The organism is Pseudogulbenkiania sp. FW507-F1 (assembly GCF_058781125.1).
The window spans coordinates 1-17,206 of record NZ_JBYSWM010000016.1 but is presented as its reverse complement, the minus strand read 5'-3'; the positions used below and the strand labels follow the sequence as shown (position 1 = coordinate 17,206).

Annotated in this window: 11 protein-coding genes and 1 other RNA gene; 4 read left to right on the top strand and 8 right to left on the bottom strand. The window is 63.4% G+C overall.

The window, feature by feature from the left end; genetic code table 11:
• The 3 genes from AC3WG5_RS11745 to AC3WG5_RS11735 all read left to right on the top strand — a co-directional run.
• Positions 1 to 1,444: VCBS domain-containing protein (locus tag AC3WG5_RS11745; protein ID WP_492568810.1), on the top strand; the 1,444-nt coding region annotated here is incomplete at its 5' end.
• A gap of 115 nt (positions 1,445 to 1,559) precedes the next feature.
• On the top strand, positions 1,560 to 2,078 hold the full coding sequence (locus AC3WG5_RS11740) for a YbhB/YbcL family Raf kinase inhibitor-like protein (RefSeq protein WP_492568809.1): 519 nt from the start codon (positions 1,560 to 1,562) through the stop codon (positions 2,076 to 2,078).
• Positions 2,079 to 2,237: 159 nt separating this feature from the next.
• Positions 2,238 to 3,257 (top strand): AI-2E family transporter, encoded by a 1,020-nt coding sequence (locus AC3WG5_RS11735; RefSeq protein ID WP_492568808.1) that lies wholly within the window; start codon positions 2,238 to 2,240, stop codon positions 3,255 to 3,257.
• Positions 3,258 to 3,351: 94 nt separating this feature from the next.
• Here AC3WG5_RS11735 and AC3WG5_RS11730 read toward each other — a convergent pair.
• The 7 genes from AC3WG5_RS11730 to AC3WG5_RS11700 form a co-directional block, all read right to left on the bottom strand.
• A non-coding RNA gene (locus tag AC3WG5_RS11730) (sX9 sRNA) lies at positions 3,352 to 3,430 on the bottom strand.
• A gap of 99 nt (positions 3,431 to 3,529) precedes the next feature.
• The gene (gene dnaE, locus AC3WG5_RS11725; protein WP_492568807.1) at positions 3,530 to 6,973 is read right to left on the bottom strand and encodes a DNA polymerase III subunit alpha; all 3,444 of its coding nucleotides are present in this window, start codon (positions 6,971 to 6,973) and stop codon (positions 3,530 to 3,532) included.
• Between the two features lie 85 nt (positions 6,974 to 7,058).
• Positions 7,059 to 7,304: a PhaM family polyhydroxyalkanoate granule multifunctional regulatory protein gene (locus AC3WG5_RS11720; RefSeq protein WP_008955920.1), complete on the bottom strand. Its 246-nt coding sequence runs from the start codon at positions 7,302 to 7,304 to the stop codon at positions 7,059 to 7,061.
• A 74-nt stretch (positions 7,305 to 7,378) separates the two neighbouring features.
• Positions 7,379 to 9,661, bottom strand: a complete 2,283-nt coding sequence (locus AC3WG5_RS11715) for an NADP-dependent malic enzyme (RefSeq protein WP_492568806.1) — start codon at positions 9,659 to 9,661, stop codon at positions 7,379 to 7,381.
• Positions 9,662 to 9,824: 163 nt separating this feature from the next.
• Positions 9,825 to 11,108, bottom strand: coding sequence for a TRAP transporter large permease (locus AC3WG5_RS11710; RefSeq protein WP_008955922.1), 1,284 nt, complete (start codon positions 11,106 to 11,108; stop codon positions 9,825 to 9,827).
• Positions 11,105 to 11,719, bottom strand: a complete 615-nt coding sequence (locus AC3WG5_RS11705; RefSeq protein WP_492568805.1) for a TRAP transporter small permease — start codon at positions 11,717 to 11,719, stop codon at positions 11,105 to 11,107. Before AC3WG5_RS11705 ends, AC3WG5_RS11710 begins: the two co-directional genes overlap by 4 nt.
• A 69-nt stretch (positions 11,720 to 11,788) precedes the next feature.
• Complete coding sequence (locus tag AC3WG5_RS11700; protein WP_492568804.1) at positions 11,789 to 12,793, bottom strand: TRAP transporter substrate-binding protein; 1,005 nt, start codon at positions 12,791 to 12,793, stop codon at positions 11,789 to 11,791.
• A 153-nt stretch (positions 12,794 to 12,946) separates the two neighbouring features.
• On the opposite strand from AC3WG5_RS11700, the gene AC3WG5_RS11695 reads away from it, so the two are divergent.
• Positions 12,947 to 15,265, top strand: a complete 2,319-nt coding sequence (locus AC3WG5_RS11695; protein ID WP_492568803.1) for a PAS domain S-box protein — start codon at positions 12,947 to 12,949, stop codon at positions 15,263 to 15,265.
• Between the two features lie 16 nt (positions 15,266 to 15,281).
• Here the strand turns inward: AC3WG5_RS11695 and nadB are convergent, their stop codons facing one another.
• Positions 15,282 to 16,856, bottom strand: a complete 1,575-nt coding sequence (gene nadB, locus AC3WG5_RS11690) for an L-aspartate oxidase (protein WP_008955926.1) — start codon at positions 16,854 to 16,856, stop codon at positions 15,282 to 15,284.
• Between the last annotated feature and the right edge of the window lie 350 nt (positions 16,857 to 17,206).

Genomic DNA, 17,206 nt, shown 5'->3' with positions numbered 1-17,206 from the left:
CTTCAGCGGCGACGACACCAAGGGGCTGACCGAGACCGATGCGGCGCAGACCACCGGCGGCACGCTGGTGGCGCACGACGTGGACAGCGCCGAAACCTTCCAGGCGCAGAGCAACGTCGCCGGCAGCAACGGCTACGGCCACTTCACCATCGGCAGCGACGGGGCGTGGAGCTATACCATGGACTCGGCGCACAACGAGTTCGCGGCCGGCACCACCAACACCGACACGCTGGTGGTGCAGAGCGCCGACGGCACCGAGCACACGCTGACGGTGAACATTACTGGCACCAACGACGCCGCCACCATCACCGCGTCGGCGAGCGAAGACACCTCGGTCACCGAGGTGGGCAGCGGCGTGGCCGGCGACTCCAGCGCCGGCGGCCAGCTGACGGTGCACGATGTCGACAACGGCGAAGCCCACTTCCAGGCCCCGGTCAGTCTCGCCGGGACCTACGGCGACTTCAGCTTCAACGCCAGTACCGGGGTATGGAGCTACGCGCTGGACGATACCCGCCCCGCGACCGACGCCTTGGCCACGGGCAGCGTGGTGCACGACACGCTGACGGTCAAATCGTTTGACGGGAGCGCCAGCTATACCATCGACGTCGCCGTCAACGGCAGCAACGATAGTGTCAATCATGCTCCGACCGACATCGTGTTGAGCATGGCCGAGCCGGGGGGGAACGCCCTACCCGGAGCCGGGGCTGTACTTGGCACGCTGTCCACAATCGACGTCGATAGCGGCGATACGTTTACGTATTCGCTGATGTCCAGCAGCACGCTGTCGGGTAGCGCCGCCAGTTTTTCCATCAGCGGCAATTCACTGAGTACCGGCAGCGGCCTTGCCTCTAATTCGGTGTACCAGCTGGATATCCAGACCACCGATTCTGCCTCGGCGACCTATCACGAAGTCTTCAACATCATCACGGGCACCAATGCTCAGGGGCAAGTAACGGGCGATGATGGCTCCCTGCCGTCCGGCGGCGGCACGAATTCCATCCTGATCGGGGATGACGTGCTGTATGGCAGCGGCGGCAACGATGTGATGTTTGGCGGCTCGGGCAACGATACCCTGTTCGGCCAGAACGGGAACGACGTGCTGTATGGCGGGGCGGGCAACGATACCCTGAGCGGTGGCAACCAGGCTGACCGCTTCGTGTTCCTTGCCTCGGATAATGGCGGGACCGACACCATCACCAATTTCACGGCGACGGGTGCCAACGCCGACACGTTGGATATCTCTGATTTGCTGATCAACTACAACCCGGCAACGCCCAGCGCCTTCATCCATTTCACCGAAAGCGGCGGCAATACCATCGTCAGTGTGGATCGCGATGGCAGCGGTGGCAGCTACGGTTTTCAGGATGTCGCCATCCTGAATGGGGTGACGGGTCTGAACATGAATGACATGCTGACATCAGGCAAACTGGATGTGCTGCCCTGAGCTCGCCTCCATCGAGCGAGCCACGATGGGGAAAGTGAGGGGGCCGCTGGCTCTACCGGGTGCTACAACACAAGCAGGATGGCGTCGCGCGCCGCAAGGCGTGCGGCGTGCCCGCATGTGGTCGCTGGCCGTTCTGGCCGGCGTGGCGATGGAGGTAGGGGCGATGGGACTGCAGCTGACCTCCCCGGCGTTTGCGCCGGGGGCGGGCGTGCCGGCGCGTTATACCTGCGACGGGGTGGATGTCTCGCCGCCGCTGGCGTGGCAGGGCGCACCCGCCGGCACGCGCTCGTTCGTGCTGATCGTTGACGATCCGGACGCACCGGACCCGGCGGCGCCGAAGATGACCTGGGTGCATTGGGTGCTGTACAACCTGCCGCCGGATCGCCACGAGTTGGCCGAAGGCGCCTCGCAGCATCTGCCGCCGCAGGTCGGCCAAGGGTTGAACGACTGGCAGCGCACCGGCTGGGGCGGGCCGTGTCCGCCGATCGGGCAGCACCGTTATTTCTTCAAGCTCTACGCGCTCGACACGGTACTGCCGGATCTGGGGCATCCCGGCAAGCATCGGCTGGAGCAGGTGCTGCAGGGCCATGTGCTGGGCGAGGCGCAGCTGATCGGGGTGTATCGCCGGCCATGAGCGCGGGCGGTGCCGTTCTGCGTCACCGGCTCTGCCGTACTGGAGCGGTGAGTTCCCGCCGTTTCCGCTTGCACCCCATTGTGCTTCTTCCCGCTCCCGCGACATACTGCGGTCATTTTCGCCCGCCATTCTCGGCGGGTAACGACCGCAGAGGACGGCATGCCGAATAGTTTGAACCGAACCGACCCCGTCGAGCTGGCCAGCTACCTGCTGGCCGGCACGGCGTTGTATGTCGTGCTGCAGTTTCACTTGCTGGCAGCCCTGATCGCCGGCTTGCTGGTGCACGAGCTGGTGGCGCTGGCGGCGTCCCAGGCGCATCTCAACCGTATGGCAGGGCGCCGTGCCCGCGCCGTGGCGGTGCTGCTGTTGTCCATTCTCATCATCCTGCTGTTGGTCGGCTTCTCGTTCGGCGTGATGTCGATCTTCCACGGCGAGACCGGGGCGGTGCCGGCGATCCTGCAGAAATCGGGTGAGATCGCGGTGCTGCTGCGCCAGCAACTGCCGGGCTGGCTGGCCGAGCATCTGCCGAACAACAGCGACGAGCTGAAGAACATGGTGAGCCGTTGGCTGACCCAGCACCTCGAGGAGCTGCGCCTGGTCGGCGGGGCCGCCGGCCGGGGCGCGGTGCTGGTGCTGATCGGCATGGTGATCGGGGCGATGGTGGCGCTGTCCGAATCGCTGCACCGCGAGGGCAGCGGGCCGCTGGCGCTGGCGCTGGTGCGCCGGACGGCCTGCCTGGCCGCGTCGTTCCGCAAGGTGGTGTTCGCGCAGGTGCGCATTGCCGCGCTCAACGCCTTCCTGACCTGGTTGTTCCTGGGAGTGGCCTTGCCCCTGGCCGGGACACCGTTACCGCTGACCAAGACCCTGATCGCCATCACCTTCCTGGTCGGGCTGCTGCCGGTGATCGGCAACCTGATCTCCAATACCATGATCGTGGTGGTGGCGATGTCGCAGTCGCTTGGCCTGGCGGTGGCGGCGCTGGTCTTCCTGGTGGTGATCCACAAGCTGGAATACTTCCTCAACGCCCGCATCGTCGGCTCGCGCATCCAGGCGCGTTCCTGGGAAATCTTGCTGGCGATGATCGTGCTGGAAGCGGTGTTCGGCCTCCCCGGCGTGATCGCGGCGCCGATCTATTACGCCTACCTGAAGGCCGAGCTGAAGGCCATGGGCCTGGTCTGACAGACAGAAACAAAAAAACCGGGCAGTCACCACTGCCCGGTTTTTGCATGGGGTTTCGGCCAACGTTGGCCGAAGTAGCGACCCGTTGCTTGGCGCCTAGCCCAATAGGCGAGCGAGCCAAGGCTGGTTAAGTGCGGCCGGAGCGCAGGAACCGCCATGTACAGGTAGTACATGAGGAACATGGCCAAGCAAATCTTCCAGTGAGATTCGCATGCGCAGAGCACCGCCCCCACTCAAGATGCGAAGGCCTAGCCGCCTGATGGGCTAGGCGGTTACCACAGCACCTTCACCGCCTGGTCGCCCAGCCAGTCCTGCAGCGCCAGCAGCAGCCCGTCGTCCAGGCGCACCCCCCATTCCGGCGGCAGCAGCAAATCCCCCTTGGCCAGTCCGTTGTTGTAGCTCAGCCGCACCGGGCAGCCGGCGTCTTCGCTGCGGAACGGGCCCAGCGTGGTGCGCAGCCGCGCCACGTCGGCGTTGCCGTTGATTTGCAGCGCCAGGCTGCGGGCGTAGCGGCTGCGCGCCTCGCCCAGCTCGTAAATCTTGTCGGCGATGATCCGCAGGCCGCCGTTGAAACTGTCCTCGCTCACCTTGCCCTCGATCACCAGCACCGTGTCTTCGCGCAGCTTGGCGCGGTTGGCGTCGAAGCTTTCCGAGAACACGCTGACCTCGCGCTTGGCGCTGCCGTCGTCGAGCTGGATGAACGCCATCTTGCCGCGGTTGCCGACCTTGGTGCGCAGGCCGGTGACGAAGCCGGCGATCAGCTGCGGCTCCTTGCGTGGCGTGAGGCGCGACAGCGGGGTCTTGATGAAGCCGCGCACCTCCTTCTCGTAGGCCGAGAACGGGTGGCCGGAGAGGTAGTAGCCGATGGCGAGCTTTTCTTCGGCCAACTGTACCGCCGGCGGCCACGGCTTGACCTCGACCATCTCCACGGTCGGCGCGCTGTCGGCGTCGAACATGTCGAACAGCCCGCCCTGGTTGGCGTTGGCCGCTTCCTGCTCGGCCGCCTCCATGGCGAGGCCGACGTTGGCGAACAGCTTGGCCCGGTTGGGTTCGATCGCGTCGAAGGCCCCGGCGCGGATCAGCGATTCGATGGTGCGCTTGTTGACGGTGCGCTTGTCGGTGCGGCGGCAGAAATCGAACAGGTCGGTGAACGGCCCACTCTCCTGGCGCACCGCGACGATATGCTCCACCGCCGCCTCGCCGGTGCCCTTGACCGCGCCCAGCGCGTAGCGGATATGCTGGCGATCCACCGGCACGAAACGGTAGAAGCTCTCGTTGACGTCGGGCGGCAGGAACTTCAGCTTGTTGGCGACCGAATCGTCGTAGAACACCTTGAGCTGGTCGGTGTTGTCCAGTTCCGACGACATGGTGGCCGCCATGAACGCCGCGCAGTGGTGCGCCTTGAGCCAGGCGGTCTGGTACGACACCACGGCGTAGGCGGCGGTGTGCGACTTGTTGAAGCCGTACTCGGCGAACTTGGCCATCAGGTCGAACAGCTGTTCGGCCAACTTCGGGTCGTAGCCCTTGGCGGCGGCGCCCTGCGCGATCTTGCCGCGGTGCTCGGCCATCTCCTCCGGCTTCTTCTTGCCCATCGCGCGGCGCAGCATGTCGGCGCCGCCCAGGGTGTAGCCGCCGATGATCTGCGAGATCTGCATCACCTGTTCCTGATACACGATCACGCCGTAGGTCGGTTCGAGACACGCGGTCAGGTCAGGGTGGAAGTAATCGACCTCCTGCTTGCCGGCCTTGCGCAGGATGAAGTCGTCCACCATGCCCGAGCCGAGCGGGCCCGGGCGGTATAGCGCCAGCACGGCGATGATGTCTTCGAAACGGTCGGGCTTGAGCTTTTCCAAGAGCCGCTTCATGCCGTCCGATTCCAGCTGGAACACCGCCGTGGTGTTGGCCTTCTGCAGGATCTGGTAGGCGGCCGGGTCGGTGAACTCGAGCAGGTTGAGATCGGTGTCGAAGGCCGGATCGAGCGCCTTGATGTACTTGACCGCGAGGTCGATGATGGTGAGGTTGCGCAGACCCAGAAAGTCGAACTTCACCAGGCCGATCTGCTCGACGTCGTCCTTGTCCAGCATCGAGACCGGCACGGCGTCGTCGCCGGCCGCCTGGTACACCGGGCAGAAGTCGGTGATCTTGCCCGGGGCGATCAGCACGCCGCCGGCGTGCATGCCGATGCCGCGCGTCAGGCCTTCCAGTTTCTTCGCCAGCTCCCACAGCTCGCGCAGCTCTTCCTCGTTCTCCAGCCGTTCTTTCAGAATCGGCTCCATCTCGACCGCGTCGTCCAGCGAGTACTGCTTGCCCGGTGCCGCCGGGATCAGCTTGGAAACGCCGTCGCAGAACATGTAGGGCAGGTCGAGCACGCGGCCGACGTCGCGCACCACGGCCTTGGCCGCCATGGTGCCGAAGGTGGCGATCTGGCTCACCGCCTCGGCGCCGTACTTCTGGCGCACGTACTCGATCACGCGGTAGCGGTTGTCCTGGCAGAAGTCGACGTCGAAGTCAGGCATCGACACCCGCTCCGGGTTCAGGAAGCGTTCGAACAGCAGGGCGTAGGCCAGCGGGTCGATGTCGGTGATGCCGAGGCTGAACGCCACCAGCGAGCCCGCGCCGGAACCTCGCCCCGGGCCCACCGGGCAGCCGTTGTTCTTGGCCCAGACGATGAAGTCGGCCACGATCAGGAAGTAGCCCGGGAAGCCCATCTGGACGATGGTGTCGCACTCGATTTTCAGGCGCGCGTCGTAGCGCGGGCGCTCGGCGGCACGGACCTCCGGGTCGGGGTAGAGCTTCTCCAGCCGCGTCTCCAGGCCCTCCTTGGACAGGTGGACCAGGTAGTCGTCAAGCGTCATGCCTTCGGGGGTGGGGAAGTCCGGCAGGTAGTTCTTGCCCAGCTGCACCGTGATGTTGCAGCGGCGCGCGATTTCCACCGAATTCTCCAGCGCTTCCGGGATGTCGTGGAAGCGCTCGATCATCTCCTCGGTCGACAGGAAATACTGGCATTCGGCGAAATTCTTCGGCCGGCGCTTGTCGCCCAGGGTGTAGCCCTCGGCGATGCACACCCGCGCCTCGTGCGCCTTGAAGTCGTCCGGATCCATGAACTGGATCGGATGCGTCGCCACCACCGGCAGCCCGGTCTCGCCGGCGAGCCACAGGGTCTGCTGCACCACGCCCTCGATCTGCGGATTGTCGAGGCGCTGCACTTCCAGATAGAAGTTGTCGGGGAACAGCCCGGCCCAATAGCGTGCGCGCCGTTCCGCCACGTCGCGCTGGCCGTTGGCGAGCGCCATGCCGACATCGCCCAGATGCGCGCCGGAGAGGCAGATCAGCTGGCTGTTGTCGCCGTTTTCCAGCCACTCGCGTTTCAGCTCGGCACGGCCGCGGTACTGGTTATGCAGCACCGCCTGCGTCAGCAGATCGCACAGGCGCAGGTAGCCGGCGCGGTTCTTGGCGGTGAGCAGCAGGCGAGAGGGCTTGTCGCGGTCGTCGTCGTTGCTGATCAGCGCGTCGACCGAAACGATGGGCTTGATGCCGTTGCCGCGGCAGGCCTTGTAGAACTTGACCATGCCGAACAGGTTCATCAGATCGGACATGCCGATGGCCGGCATGCCGTGCTTCTTGGCGCGCTTGACGGCGTCGTCCAGACGCACGATGCCGTCGTAGACGGAGAATTCGGAGTGGAGTCGCAGGTGGACGAAACGGGGAGGATTCATCCCGGCATTTTAGCCGTTGACGGGGCGCGGCACCATCGTGGCAAGATCGTGAGGTTGGCCGAAGACCGCGGCCAGCCCGGCGCGCTCAGTGATCCTTCGGCTTCATCGCGGCCAGTCCGGCCTTCTGCATCTCCAGGGCCTTGATCTGCATCGACAGCATGCCCAGATTCATCGTCAGCCAGCCTTCCACCACGCGCAGCTCAGCCATCTTGCGGTCGATTTCCTCTTCGGTCAGCGGCGGCATGAAGGGCTGGGCGGAGGAGGGGGCGGCGTTCTGCCAGAACTGACGGAACATGGCGAAGGGATCGGCAGGATTGAAGTCGGCGCTCATGGGGGCTCCTGAATGACAAAAACAAAAACGGGCGACATTACGTCGCCCGTTCAGTATAAGCCAGTTGAACCCGATTAGTTCTTGCAGGCCACCTGAGCATCCACGGCAGCCAGGGCGACCATGTTGACGATGCGGCGTACCGACGAGATCTGGGTCAGGATGTGGACCGGCTTCGACATACCCATCAGGATCGGGCCGATGGTCACGCCATCCGACGCCGACACGCGCAGCAGATTGTACGAGATGTTGGCGGCTTCCACGTTCGGCATCACCAGCAGGTTGGCCGCGCCCTTGAGCGTGCTGTCCGGCATCGCCTGGTTGCGAATGGCTTCCACCAGCGCCGCGTCACCCTGCATTTCGCCGTCCACTTCCAGTTCAGGCTGGGCGTCCTGGATCAGTGCCAGCGCCTCGCGCATCTTGCCGGCCGACTCGATGCCGCTGGTGCCGAAGCTGGAGTTCGACAGCAGCGCCACCTTCGGCGCGATACCGAAACGCTTCACCGATTCGGCCGCCATGGCGGTGATCTCGGCCAGCTGTTCGGCGCTCGGGTTCGGGTTGACGTAGGTGTCGGTGATGAAGATGTTGCCAGTCGGCAGCATCAGCGCGTTCATCGCGCCGGCCACTTTCTTCTCGTTGGCGTAGCCCAGCACGTTCTCGACGATCTCGAAGTGCTGACGATAGGCACCGTAGGTGCCGCAGATCAGCGCATCGGCCTCGCCACGACGCACCATCAGCGCGCCGATCAGCGTGGTGTTGCCGATCACGCGGCGGCGAGCCTGTTCCTGGCTCACGCCCTTGCGCTTCATCAGCTGGTAGTACTCTTTCCAGTACTCGTTGAAGCGCGGGTCGGATTCGTTGTTGACCAGCTCGAAGTCCTTGCCCGGGGTCATCTTCAGGCCGAGGCGCTCGATACGCTTCTCGATCACGGACGGACGGCCGATCAGGATCGGGAAGGCCAGACCCTGCGACACGATTTCCTGAGTGGCGTGCAGCACGCGCTCGTCCTCGCCCTCGGCCAGCACGACGCGCTTCTTGTCGGTCTTGGCCTGCGAGAACACCGGCTTCATGAACAGGTTGGTTTTGTAGACGAACTGGGCCAGCTGCTCGACGTAGGCGTCGAAGTCGGCGATCGGGCGGGTCGCCACGCCGGAATCCATGGCCGCCTTGGCCACAGCCGGGGCGATCTTGACGATCAGGCGCGGATCGAACGGCTTCGGAATCACGTATTCCGGGCCGAACGACAGCTCCTGGTCACCGTAAGCCGACGCCACCACGTCGCTCTGTTCGGCCATGGCCAGGTCGGCGATGGCGCGTACGGTGGCGAGCTTCATCTCTTCGTTGATGGTGGTGGCGCCCACGTCCAGCGCACCGCGGAAGATGAACGGGAAGCACAGGACGTTGTTGACCTGGTTCGGGTAGTCGGAACGGCCGGTGCCGATGATGGCGTCCGGGCGGACTTCCTTCACCAGCGGCGGCAGGATTTCCGGTTCCGGGTTGGCCATGGCCAGGATCACCGGGTGAGCCGCCATCGACTTCACCATCTCCTGGGTCACCAGCTTGGGACCGGACAGGCCCATGAAGATGTCGGCGCCGACCATGGCGTCGGCCAGTTTGCGCTGGCCGTTATCCTTGATGGCGAAGCGCTTCTTCGATTCGTCCATCTTTTCGTCGCGGCCCTCGTAGATCACACCCTTCGAGTCGCACACGGTGATGTTTTCGCGCTTCACGCCCAGCGCCACCTGAAGTTCCAGGCAGGCGATAGCAGCCGCGCCGGCGCCGGAAGCCACGACGCGGACCTTGGAGATATCCTTGTTGACCAGGCGCAGCGAGTTCAGCACGGCGGCGGCGGCCACGATGGCGGTACCGTGCTGGTCGTCGTGGAACACCGGGATGCCCATGCGCTCGCGGCACTTCTTCTCGATGTAGAAGCACTCCGGCGCCTTGATGTCTTCCAGGTTGATGCCGCCGAAAGTCGGCTCCATCGAGCAGATGATGTCGACCAGCTTGTCCGGGTCGTTTTCATTCAGCTCGATGTCGAACACGTCGACACCGGCAAATTTCTTGAACAGCACCCCCTTGCCTTCCATCACCGGCTTGCCGGCCAAGGGGCCGATGTTACCCAGGCCCAGTACGGCGGTACCGTTGGTGATCACCGCGACAAGGTTGCCGCGCGCGGTGTACTTGTAGGCGTTCAGCGGGTCTTCGACGATAGCGTCACACGGTGCAGCCACGCCCGGCGAGTAGGCCAGGGCCAGGTCGCGCTGGGTAGCCAGCGGCTTGGTCGGAGAAACCTGGATTTTGCCCGGCTGCGGGAACTGGTGGAAATCGAGTGCGTTTTGACGCAATTGCTCATCCATCTGGGAGCTCCTGATTTTCTTAGGTATCTTTAAGGGGGTGTGTGTCGTGTCGTGTGGTCCGACATTATAAGGGCACTAGGGCTAACCCTGTAAACGGGATGTAGTGACGCCATGCAAATACGCGATGGAGAGGCCTCCATCGCGTTGTCAGACAAAATACAATTTACATCATGCCGAGGGTCTTAGGCAGCCACAGCGAGATCGCCGGCACGTAGGTCACCAGGCCGAGGAAGACCAGCATGGTCAGGAGCCACGGCCACACCGCCACGGTGAGTTCGGTGATGCCCATCTTGGTGATGCCCGAGGCCACGTACAGGTTCAGACCCACCGGCGGGTGGCACATGCCCACTTCCATGTTGACCACGATCAGGATGCCGAAGTGCACCGGGTCGATGCCCAGCTGCACCGCCACCGGGAACAGGATCGGCGCCATGATCAGGATGATCGACGACGGCTCCATCACGTTGCCCGCCAGCAGCAGCAGGATGTTCACCATCAGCAGGAAGGCGATCGGACCGAAGCCCATGTCGATCAGCCAGCTCGCCATCGCCTGCGGCACGCCCTCCGAGGTCATCAGGAACGAGAACAGCACGGCGTTGGTGATGATGTAGAGCAGCATCGCCGACATGCTGGCCGAATCCAGCAGCACCTTCGGCACCTGTTTCAGGTTCAGGTCCTTGTAGATGAACACGGCCACGATGAAGGCGTATACGGCGGACACGGCGGCCGCTTCGGTCGGGGTGAAGATGCCGCTGTAGATACCGCCGATCACCAGCACGATCAGCGACAGGCCCCAGAAGCTCTCGCGCAGCGCCTTCATGCGTTGGGCGAAGCTCGCCTTGGGCAGACGCGGGTAGTTGTTCTTGCGGGCACGGTACCAAGTGGTGACACCCAGCGAGGTCGCCAGCATGATCCCCGGCACCACGCCGGCCATGAACAGCTGGCCCACCGAGGTGTTGGTGGCCACCGAGAACATCACCATGGCGATGGACGGCGGGATCAGGATGCCCAGTGCGCCCGAGGTGGTGATCACACCGGCGCCGAACTTATTCGGGAAGCCCTGCTTCACCATGGCGGGCAGGATGATCGAACCAATGGCTACCACGCAGGCCGGGCTGGAACCCGAAATCGCGGCGAACAGAGCGCAGGCCAGCACGCCGGCCAGGCCCAGGCCGCCATGCCAGTGTCCCACCATGCTCGAGGCAAAGTTGATCATGCGCCTCGCCACCCCGCCGTGGGTGAGGAAGTTACCGGCCAAGATGAAGAATGGAATCGCCATGATCTCGAACTTCTCGATGCCGGTGAACAGCTTCAGCGCCACCGACTCGATCGGCACCTGGGTCATGGTGAACAGGAAGGTCAGCACGGTCAGGCCCAGCGAAATCGAGATGGGCATGCCGGTGATCATGAGGGCGATCAACAGCCCGAAGAGAATCAGTGTGCTCATTTTTTCACCCCATGCTGCTGCAGGTCTTGCGGGTGGAGGTTCTCCTCCACGACGTCCCAGTCGGCTTTTGCCGTTTCGTCATCCATGCCTTCGACGTGGGCGTGGTCGTGCTTGGGCAGAACGCCGGTCTTGATGAACGACACGGTCACCTGCAGGAAGCGGAAGCACATCAGATAAGAACCGCAGGGCACCGCGAGGTAGACCAGCCACATCGGCAGTTCCAGGTCGGCCGAGGTCTGACCGGTATGGGCGATTTCCCAGACGAAGCTGGCGCCCAGGGTACCGACGGTGCCGGTGAACAGGGCGCCGGCCAACAGGCCGAACACGATGAACTTGCCGCGTAGGCGCTCGCTCAGGCGGTTGATCAGCACGTCGACGCCGACGTGGATGCCGGTACGCACTCCATAGGCGGCGCCGAACTTGGCCATCCAGACGAACAGATAGATGGTCAGTTCCTGTGCCCAGGACATGTTGACCTTGCTGAAGATGGGGTTCAGCAGTTCGACGCCCGAGCCATAGCGATGGACCACTGCGACAAACGTCACCAGGGTCGCCACGCCGATAAGGACGGAAATGATCCATTCCTCAAGGTGGTCGAGAAGTTTCAGCATTGAGTATCTCCCGATAGATCAGAAAAAAAGCGCCCTGCCTGGTCAAGCAGGGCGCTTCTGGGGACATGGTTACTTGGGAGCGACGTAGCCGGTTTCTTTTTCCACTGCCTTGAGCAGGTCCTTGCCGACGCGGTCGGCCATCTTCTCGTGCACTGCCTTCAGGGTCTTCTGGAAGGCGGCCTTCTCGACCGGGGTCGGGGTGTAGACCTGGGTCTTGCCGGAGGCCTTGATCGCGGCGATCGCCTTGTCGGTATCCTGCTTGGCCAGTTGCAGTTCGTACTTGGTGGCGTCCTTCATGGCGCCTTCCAGGGTGGTGCGCACATCCGCCGGCAGGCCGTCCCAGAATTTCTTGTTCACCACTACGGCGTAGCCGAGATAGCCGTGACCGGTCAGGGTCAGGTTCTTCTGCACCTCATAGGCTTTGCTGGTATAGAGGTTGGACGGCTCGAGCTCGGTGCCGTCCACTACGCCGGTCTGCAGCGCCTGGTACACCTCGGAGAACGCCATCACCTGCGGCAGGGCGCCCAGCGTGCGCATTTCTTCTTCCAGTACCTTGGAGCCCTGGATGCGAATCTTCACGCCCTTGAGGTCGGCCGGGGTGCGGATCGGCTTGTTGGACGAGAAGTTCTTGAAGCCGTTGTCCCAGTAGGCCAGGCCCTTGATGCCCTTGCTTTCCAGCTTGCTGAACAGCTGCTGGCCGATGGCACCCTGGGTGACTTTATGGACTTCGTCGTAGTTGTCGAACAGGTAGGGAAGGTCGAACGCCTCGAATTCCTTCACGCCCATCGGGCCGAACTTGGCAAGGCTCGGGGCCAGCATTTGCACCGCGCCCAGTTGCAGGGCTTCCAGTTCTTCCTTGTCCTTGTAAAGCTGGCTGTTCGGGTAGACCTGTACCGAAACCTTGCCCTTGGTGCGCTCTTCGGCCAACTTCTTGAAGTACTCGGCCGCCTTGCCCTTCGGGGTGTCCTGGGCGACGACGTGGCTGAACTTGATGACGATTTGGCCGGCGGCGTGGGCCATGCCGGTCATGCCGAAGGTGGCACCGATAACCAGAGCGGCAATTTTCAGTTTCATTGAAAGTGTCTCCATGAGATGCGTCGATTTTATGAATGCAGCCCTTGTTGCCGGGCCGTCATTACGGTGTAAAGTAGAAGGCAAGCCGTTCCCGATCCATTGGGGAATTCAGCATTAGGGAAATCCCTTACCCCTCTGTCATTGCCCCGAGCCATGCCCAAATCCCGCTCTCCGCGTTTCCTGCTGCTGACCACCGTCGGCTCCCTGCTGGCCCTGATCACGGCCTTGTCCGGCATCGTCTACCTGGTGTACCGCGACTGGATGGAAGGGCAGCAGGACAGCCTCATCCAGGAGGTGCTGTGGCTCGATCAGTCGTTGCGGCTGCACCTGGAAACGCATCGGGAGTGGGCCGAGAATGCGGCCAACGATGTGTCGGGGCTGCGCATCAACGGTTACCAGTTCCAGCAGAGTGCCCGCCTGCTGCTGCGCGAGAACCCCGAGTTGCTCGAAGCGGAGCGGGTGGATGCACGTGGACGCATCCTGTGGGATACCCGCCGCGTCAACCTGCCTGGCGATGTGCTGAGCGGCGCGGCCCATGATGCTTTGTGGCGTGCCAGCAAGCTGATGCGGGCGGCCTACGGTGAGGCCTATCGGGGGCGGGACGGCAAGTACCGCTTCGACATGGCCGTGCCCATCATCGTCGAAGGCGAGTACGTCGGGGGCATTCGTCTGGTCTATCAGATGGAGGGGCTGCTGTATAACCAGGTGCCATGGTGGATCGCTTCCAAGTACCTGATCAGTATCCAGGACCTCGGGGGAAAAGTGCTGGCCAGCCGCTTCGACGAGGCCGAGCAGCCGGGCACGCTGCAGTATCAGATCAGTTTCGACCCTCCCGGCCACGGACTGACCCTGCGCGCGGTGGAGTATCGCAGTGCGATGGGACTGACCCTGCCGGTGCTGGTGGTGGCGGTGGTTACCCTGGTGCTGGCGCTGCTGTATTCGGTATGGCGCATCCGGCGCCACATCCGCGAACGCTCGGCGGCGGAGCGGGCGCTGGAGCTGGAAATGTCCCTGCGCCAGGCGATGGAAGACAGTATGAAAAGCGGCCTGATGGCGCTGAGTGCGAGCGGCGAGATCGTCCGCGTCAACCGGGCGTTCTGTGCCATGTCCGGCTTCAGCGAGAACGAGCTGGTCGGGCAGTCGCCACCGCACAGCTTCTGGCCCACGAACGAATACCCCTTGCTGCACGACACCATCGCCGCCGTGTTGCGAGGGTTCCAGCCTGAACACGGATTCGAAGTCCCCTTCGTCACCAAGAACGGCGAAGCCTTCGAAGTCCGTCTCTTTGCCACCCCGCTCGTGGAGCGCGATGGCAGTCAGCGCGGCTGGATCTGCTCGATGTACGACATCACCGAACTGAAGAAAAAGCGCCTGGCGCTCAACGCGTCGCACCAGCGCTTCCTCACGGTGCTGAACGGGCTGGACGCCGGGGTGTGCGTCACCGACAAAGGCGGCAGCCAGCTACTCTACGCCAACCCGACCTTCAGCCACTTGTGGATGAAGGACGAGCCCGATGCCGACTGCTGCCTGTTGCTGCCACGGCTGCCCGATGGCGACGAAGAGGGGACAGAGAACCAGCACCTGGAGTTCACCTCGGATGGCGGCAGCAACTGGTTCCAGATCCATCGGCGCCGCATCGAGTGGGTCGATGGTCAGGAGGCCTGGCTGTCTATCCTGACCGACGTCACCGAGCTGCGCCAGCGCGAAGCGCGCGAGCGCGCCCAGGAGGAACGTTTCCAGAACACCTCGCGCCTGATCGCCATGGGCGAGATGGCCTCCAGCCTGGCGCACGAGCTGAACCAGCCGCTGTCGGCAATCAATACCTACTCGTCCGGCCTGCAGCGGCGCCTGCCCCCCGATCTCGAACTGCCCAAGGGCGTGCGCGAGGCGATTCAGGCCATCTCCGAGCAGGCGCGTCGCGCCGGGCAGATCGTCAACAGCATCCGCGCCTTCGTGAAGAAGCATGCGCCGCAGCTCGAGCTTGCCGACCCCGCCAAGGTGGTCGGGCGTGCCATCGGCCTGGCCGAACCGATGGTGGTCAAGCACGGCGTCACCCTGCTGCTCCAGCCATCCGAATCGGTTTGTCGTCTGGAAATGGATCCGGTTCTGATCGAGCAGGTGCTGCTCAACCTGATCAAGAACGCCGTCGAGGCCATGCGCGATGCCGATACGCGCCGGCCGCAGGTGACGGTGCGCTATGGTGCCGATGCCGGCTATTGGCGTGTGGAAGTGGCCGATAATGGTCCGGGGTTGTCCGACAGTATCCGCAGCAACCTGTTTACCCCGTTCTATTCCAGCAAGCCCGATGGGCTCGGCATCGGACTCAACATCTGCCGTTCGATCGTGGAGTTCCATCGCGGACAGTTCGGCGTCGAGCGCTCCACCGACGGCGGCTGCGCGTTCTGGTTCACTCTGCCGGTGGCTGCGCTGGAGCGGGAACAAAAAACGGCGCCTGCTGGCGCCGTTCGCTGAGGGGGCTGTCCGCCGCTCAGTCCGGTGTCAGCACCGTCTCCTGGCCTTCGGCCAACGTGTCGGGGTAGTCGCGGCTGTAGTGCAGGCCGCGGCTTTCCTTGCGCAACAGCGCCGAACGCACGATCAACTCGGCCGTCTGCACCAGGTTGCGCAACTCGATCAGGTCGTTGCTGATGTGGAAGTTGCTGTAGTACTCGTTGATTTCCACGCTCAACAGCTTGATGCGGTTGAGCGCCCGCTCCAGTCGCTTGTTGGTGCGGACAATGCCGACGTAGTCCCACATCGCGCGGCGCAGTTCGTCCCAGTTGTGCGAGATCACCACTTCCTCGTCCGGGTCGGTCACCTGGCTGTCGTCCCAGTCCGGGATGTCCGGCAACGAGATGCCCGTTGCCGCCAGGATATGCTCGGCCGCCGCCTTGCCGATCACCATGCATTCCAGCAGCGAATTGCTGGCGAGTCGGTTGGCGCCGTGCAGTCCGGTGCAAGCCACTTCGCCCACGGCGTACAGGCCTTCGACGTCGGTGCGGCCCTTCAGGTCGGTCACCAAGCCACCGCAGGTGTAGTGTGCCGCCGGCACCACCGGGATCGGCTGCTGGGTGATGTCGATGCCGAGTTCCAGGCAGTGGGCGTAGATATTGGGGAAGTGTTCCTTGATGAAGCTGGCCGGCTTGTAGGAAATATCCAGATGCACGCAATCCAGGCCATGTTTCTTCATCTCGAAGTCGATGGCGCGCGCCACCACGTCGCGCGGCGCCAGCTCGGCACGCGGATCGTGCTTGGGCATGAAGCGAGTGCCGTCCGGCAGGCGCAGGATGCCGCCTTCGCCACGCACCGCTTCGGAAATCAGGAATGATTTGCTATGCGGGTGGTAGAGGCAGGTTGGGTGGAACTGGATGAACTCCATATTCCCCACCCGGCAGCCGGCACGCCAGCCCATGGCGATGCCGTCGCCGGTCGCGGTATCCGGGTTGGTGGTGTACAGGTACACCTTGCCGGCGCCACCGGAGGCCATAATGGTGTGCTGCGCCGCAATCGTTACCACCTCGTCGGCCTGCTTGGCCAGAGCGTAGGCGCCATACACCCGCTTTCCTTCCAGCCCCAGCTTGGCGGAGGTGATCAGGTCGATCGCGATGTACTCTTCCAGCAGCGTGATGTTCGGATGGGCCTTGATCTTCTGCCCCAGCGTCGTCGTCACCGCCGCACCGGTCGCGTCTGCCGCATGAATGATACGGCGATGGCTGTGCCCGCCTTCGCGGGTCAGGTGGTAGCCGGTCTCGTGCGTCTCATCCTTGGTGAAGGGCACCCCCAGCGCAATCAGCCAGTCGATCGCCTCCTTGGAGTGTTCGACAATATAGCGCGTCGTCTCCTCGTTGCAGATGCCGGCGCCGGCGATCAGCGTGTCCTGAATATGTTCCTGTACCGAATCATCGGTATCGAGAACCGCGGCAATGCCGCCCTGAGCGTAGCTGGAACTACCCTCCAGTAGATCCCGCTTGGTGATCAGGCCCACCTTGCGGCGTTCGGCAAGGTGCAAGGCCAGGGTCATGCCGGCCAAGCCACTGCCAATGATAAGAACGTCAAACTTCAGCATAGAGCGTCATCCACCCGAGTGTGAGCGTGTACATAGAATCAAAGGGTCAAGCCTAGCAGAATCGATGCCGTTCGCGCAGCCGACTTGCACGACATAATCGGCGCGGCATGCATCAGCAGGGCCCCATTGATGTGCACACTGACCGCTATTCGTGTCGAGCTGCTTGCCTCATCTTGCGCTACCCCCAGTGTCGTTCTACCCGTCACGGGGCAGGGGCTGTTGATGTTTTTGTTGAATATCAAAGGCTTATCATTCTTGCGCCTGTTTTTCGTAATTTTTCTGCAAAAAGGCGTTGACGGGGCGGGGGTCGGGGCGTATAGTTCGCCTCCTCAGCTGACGCAGCGACGGAA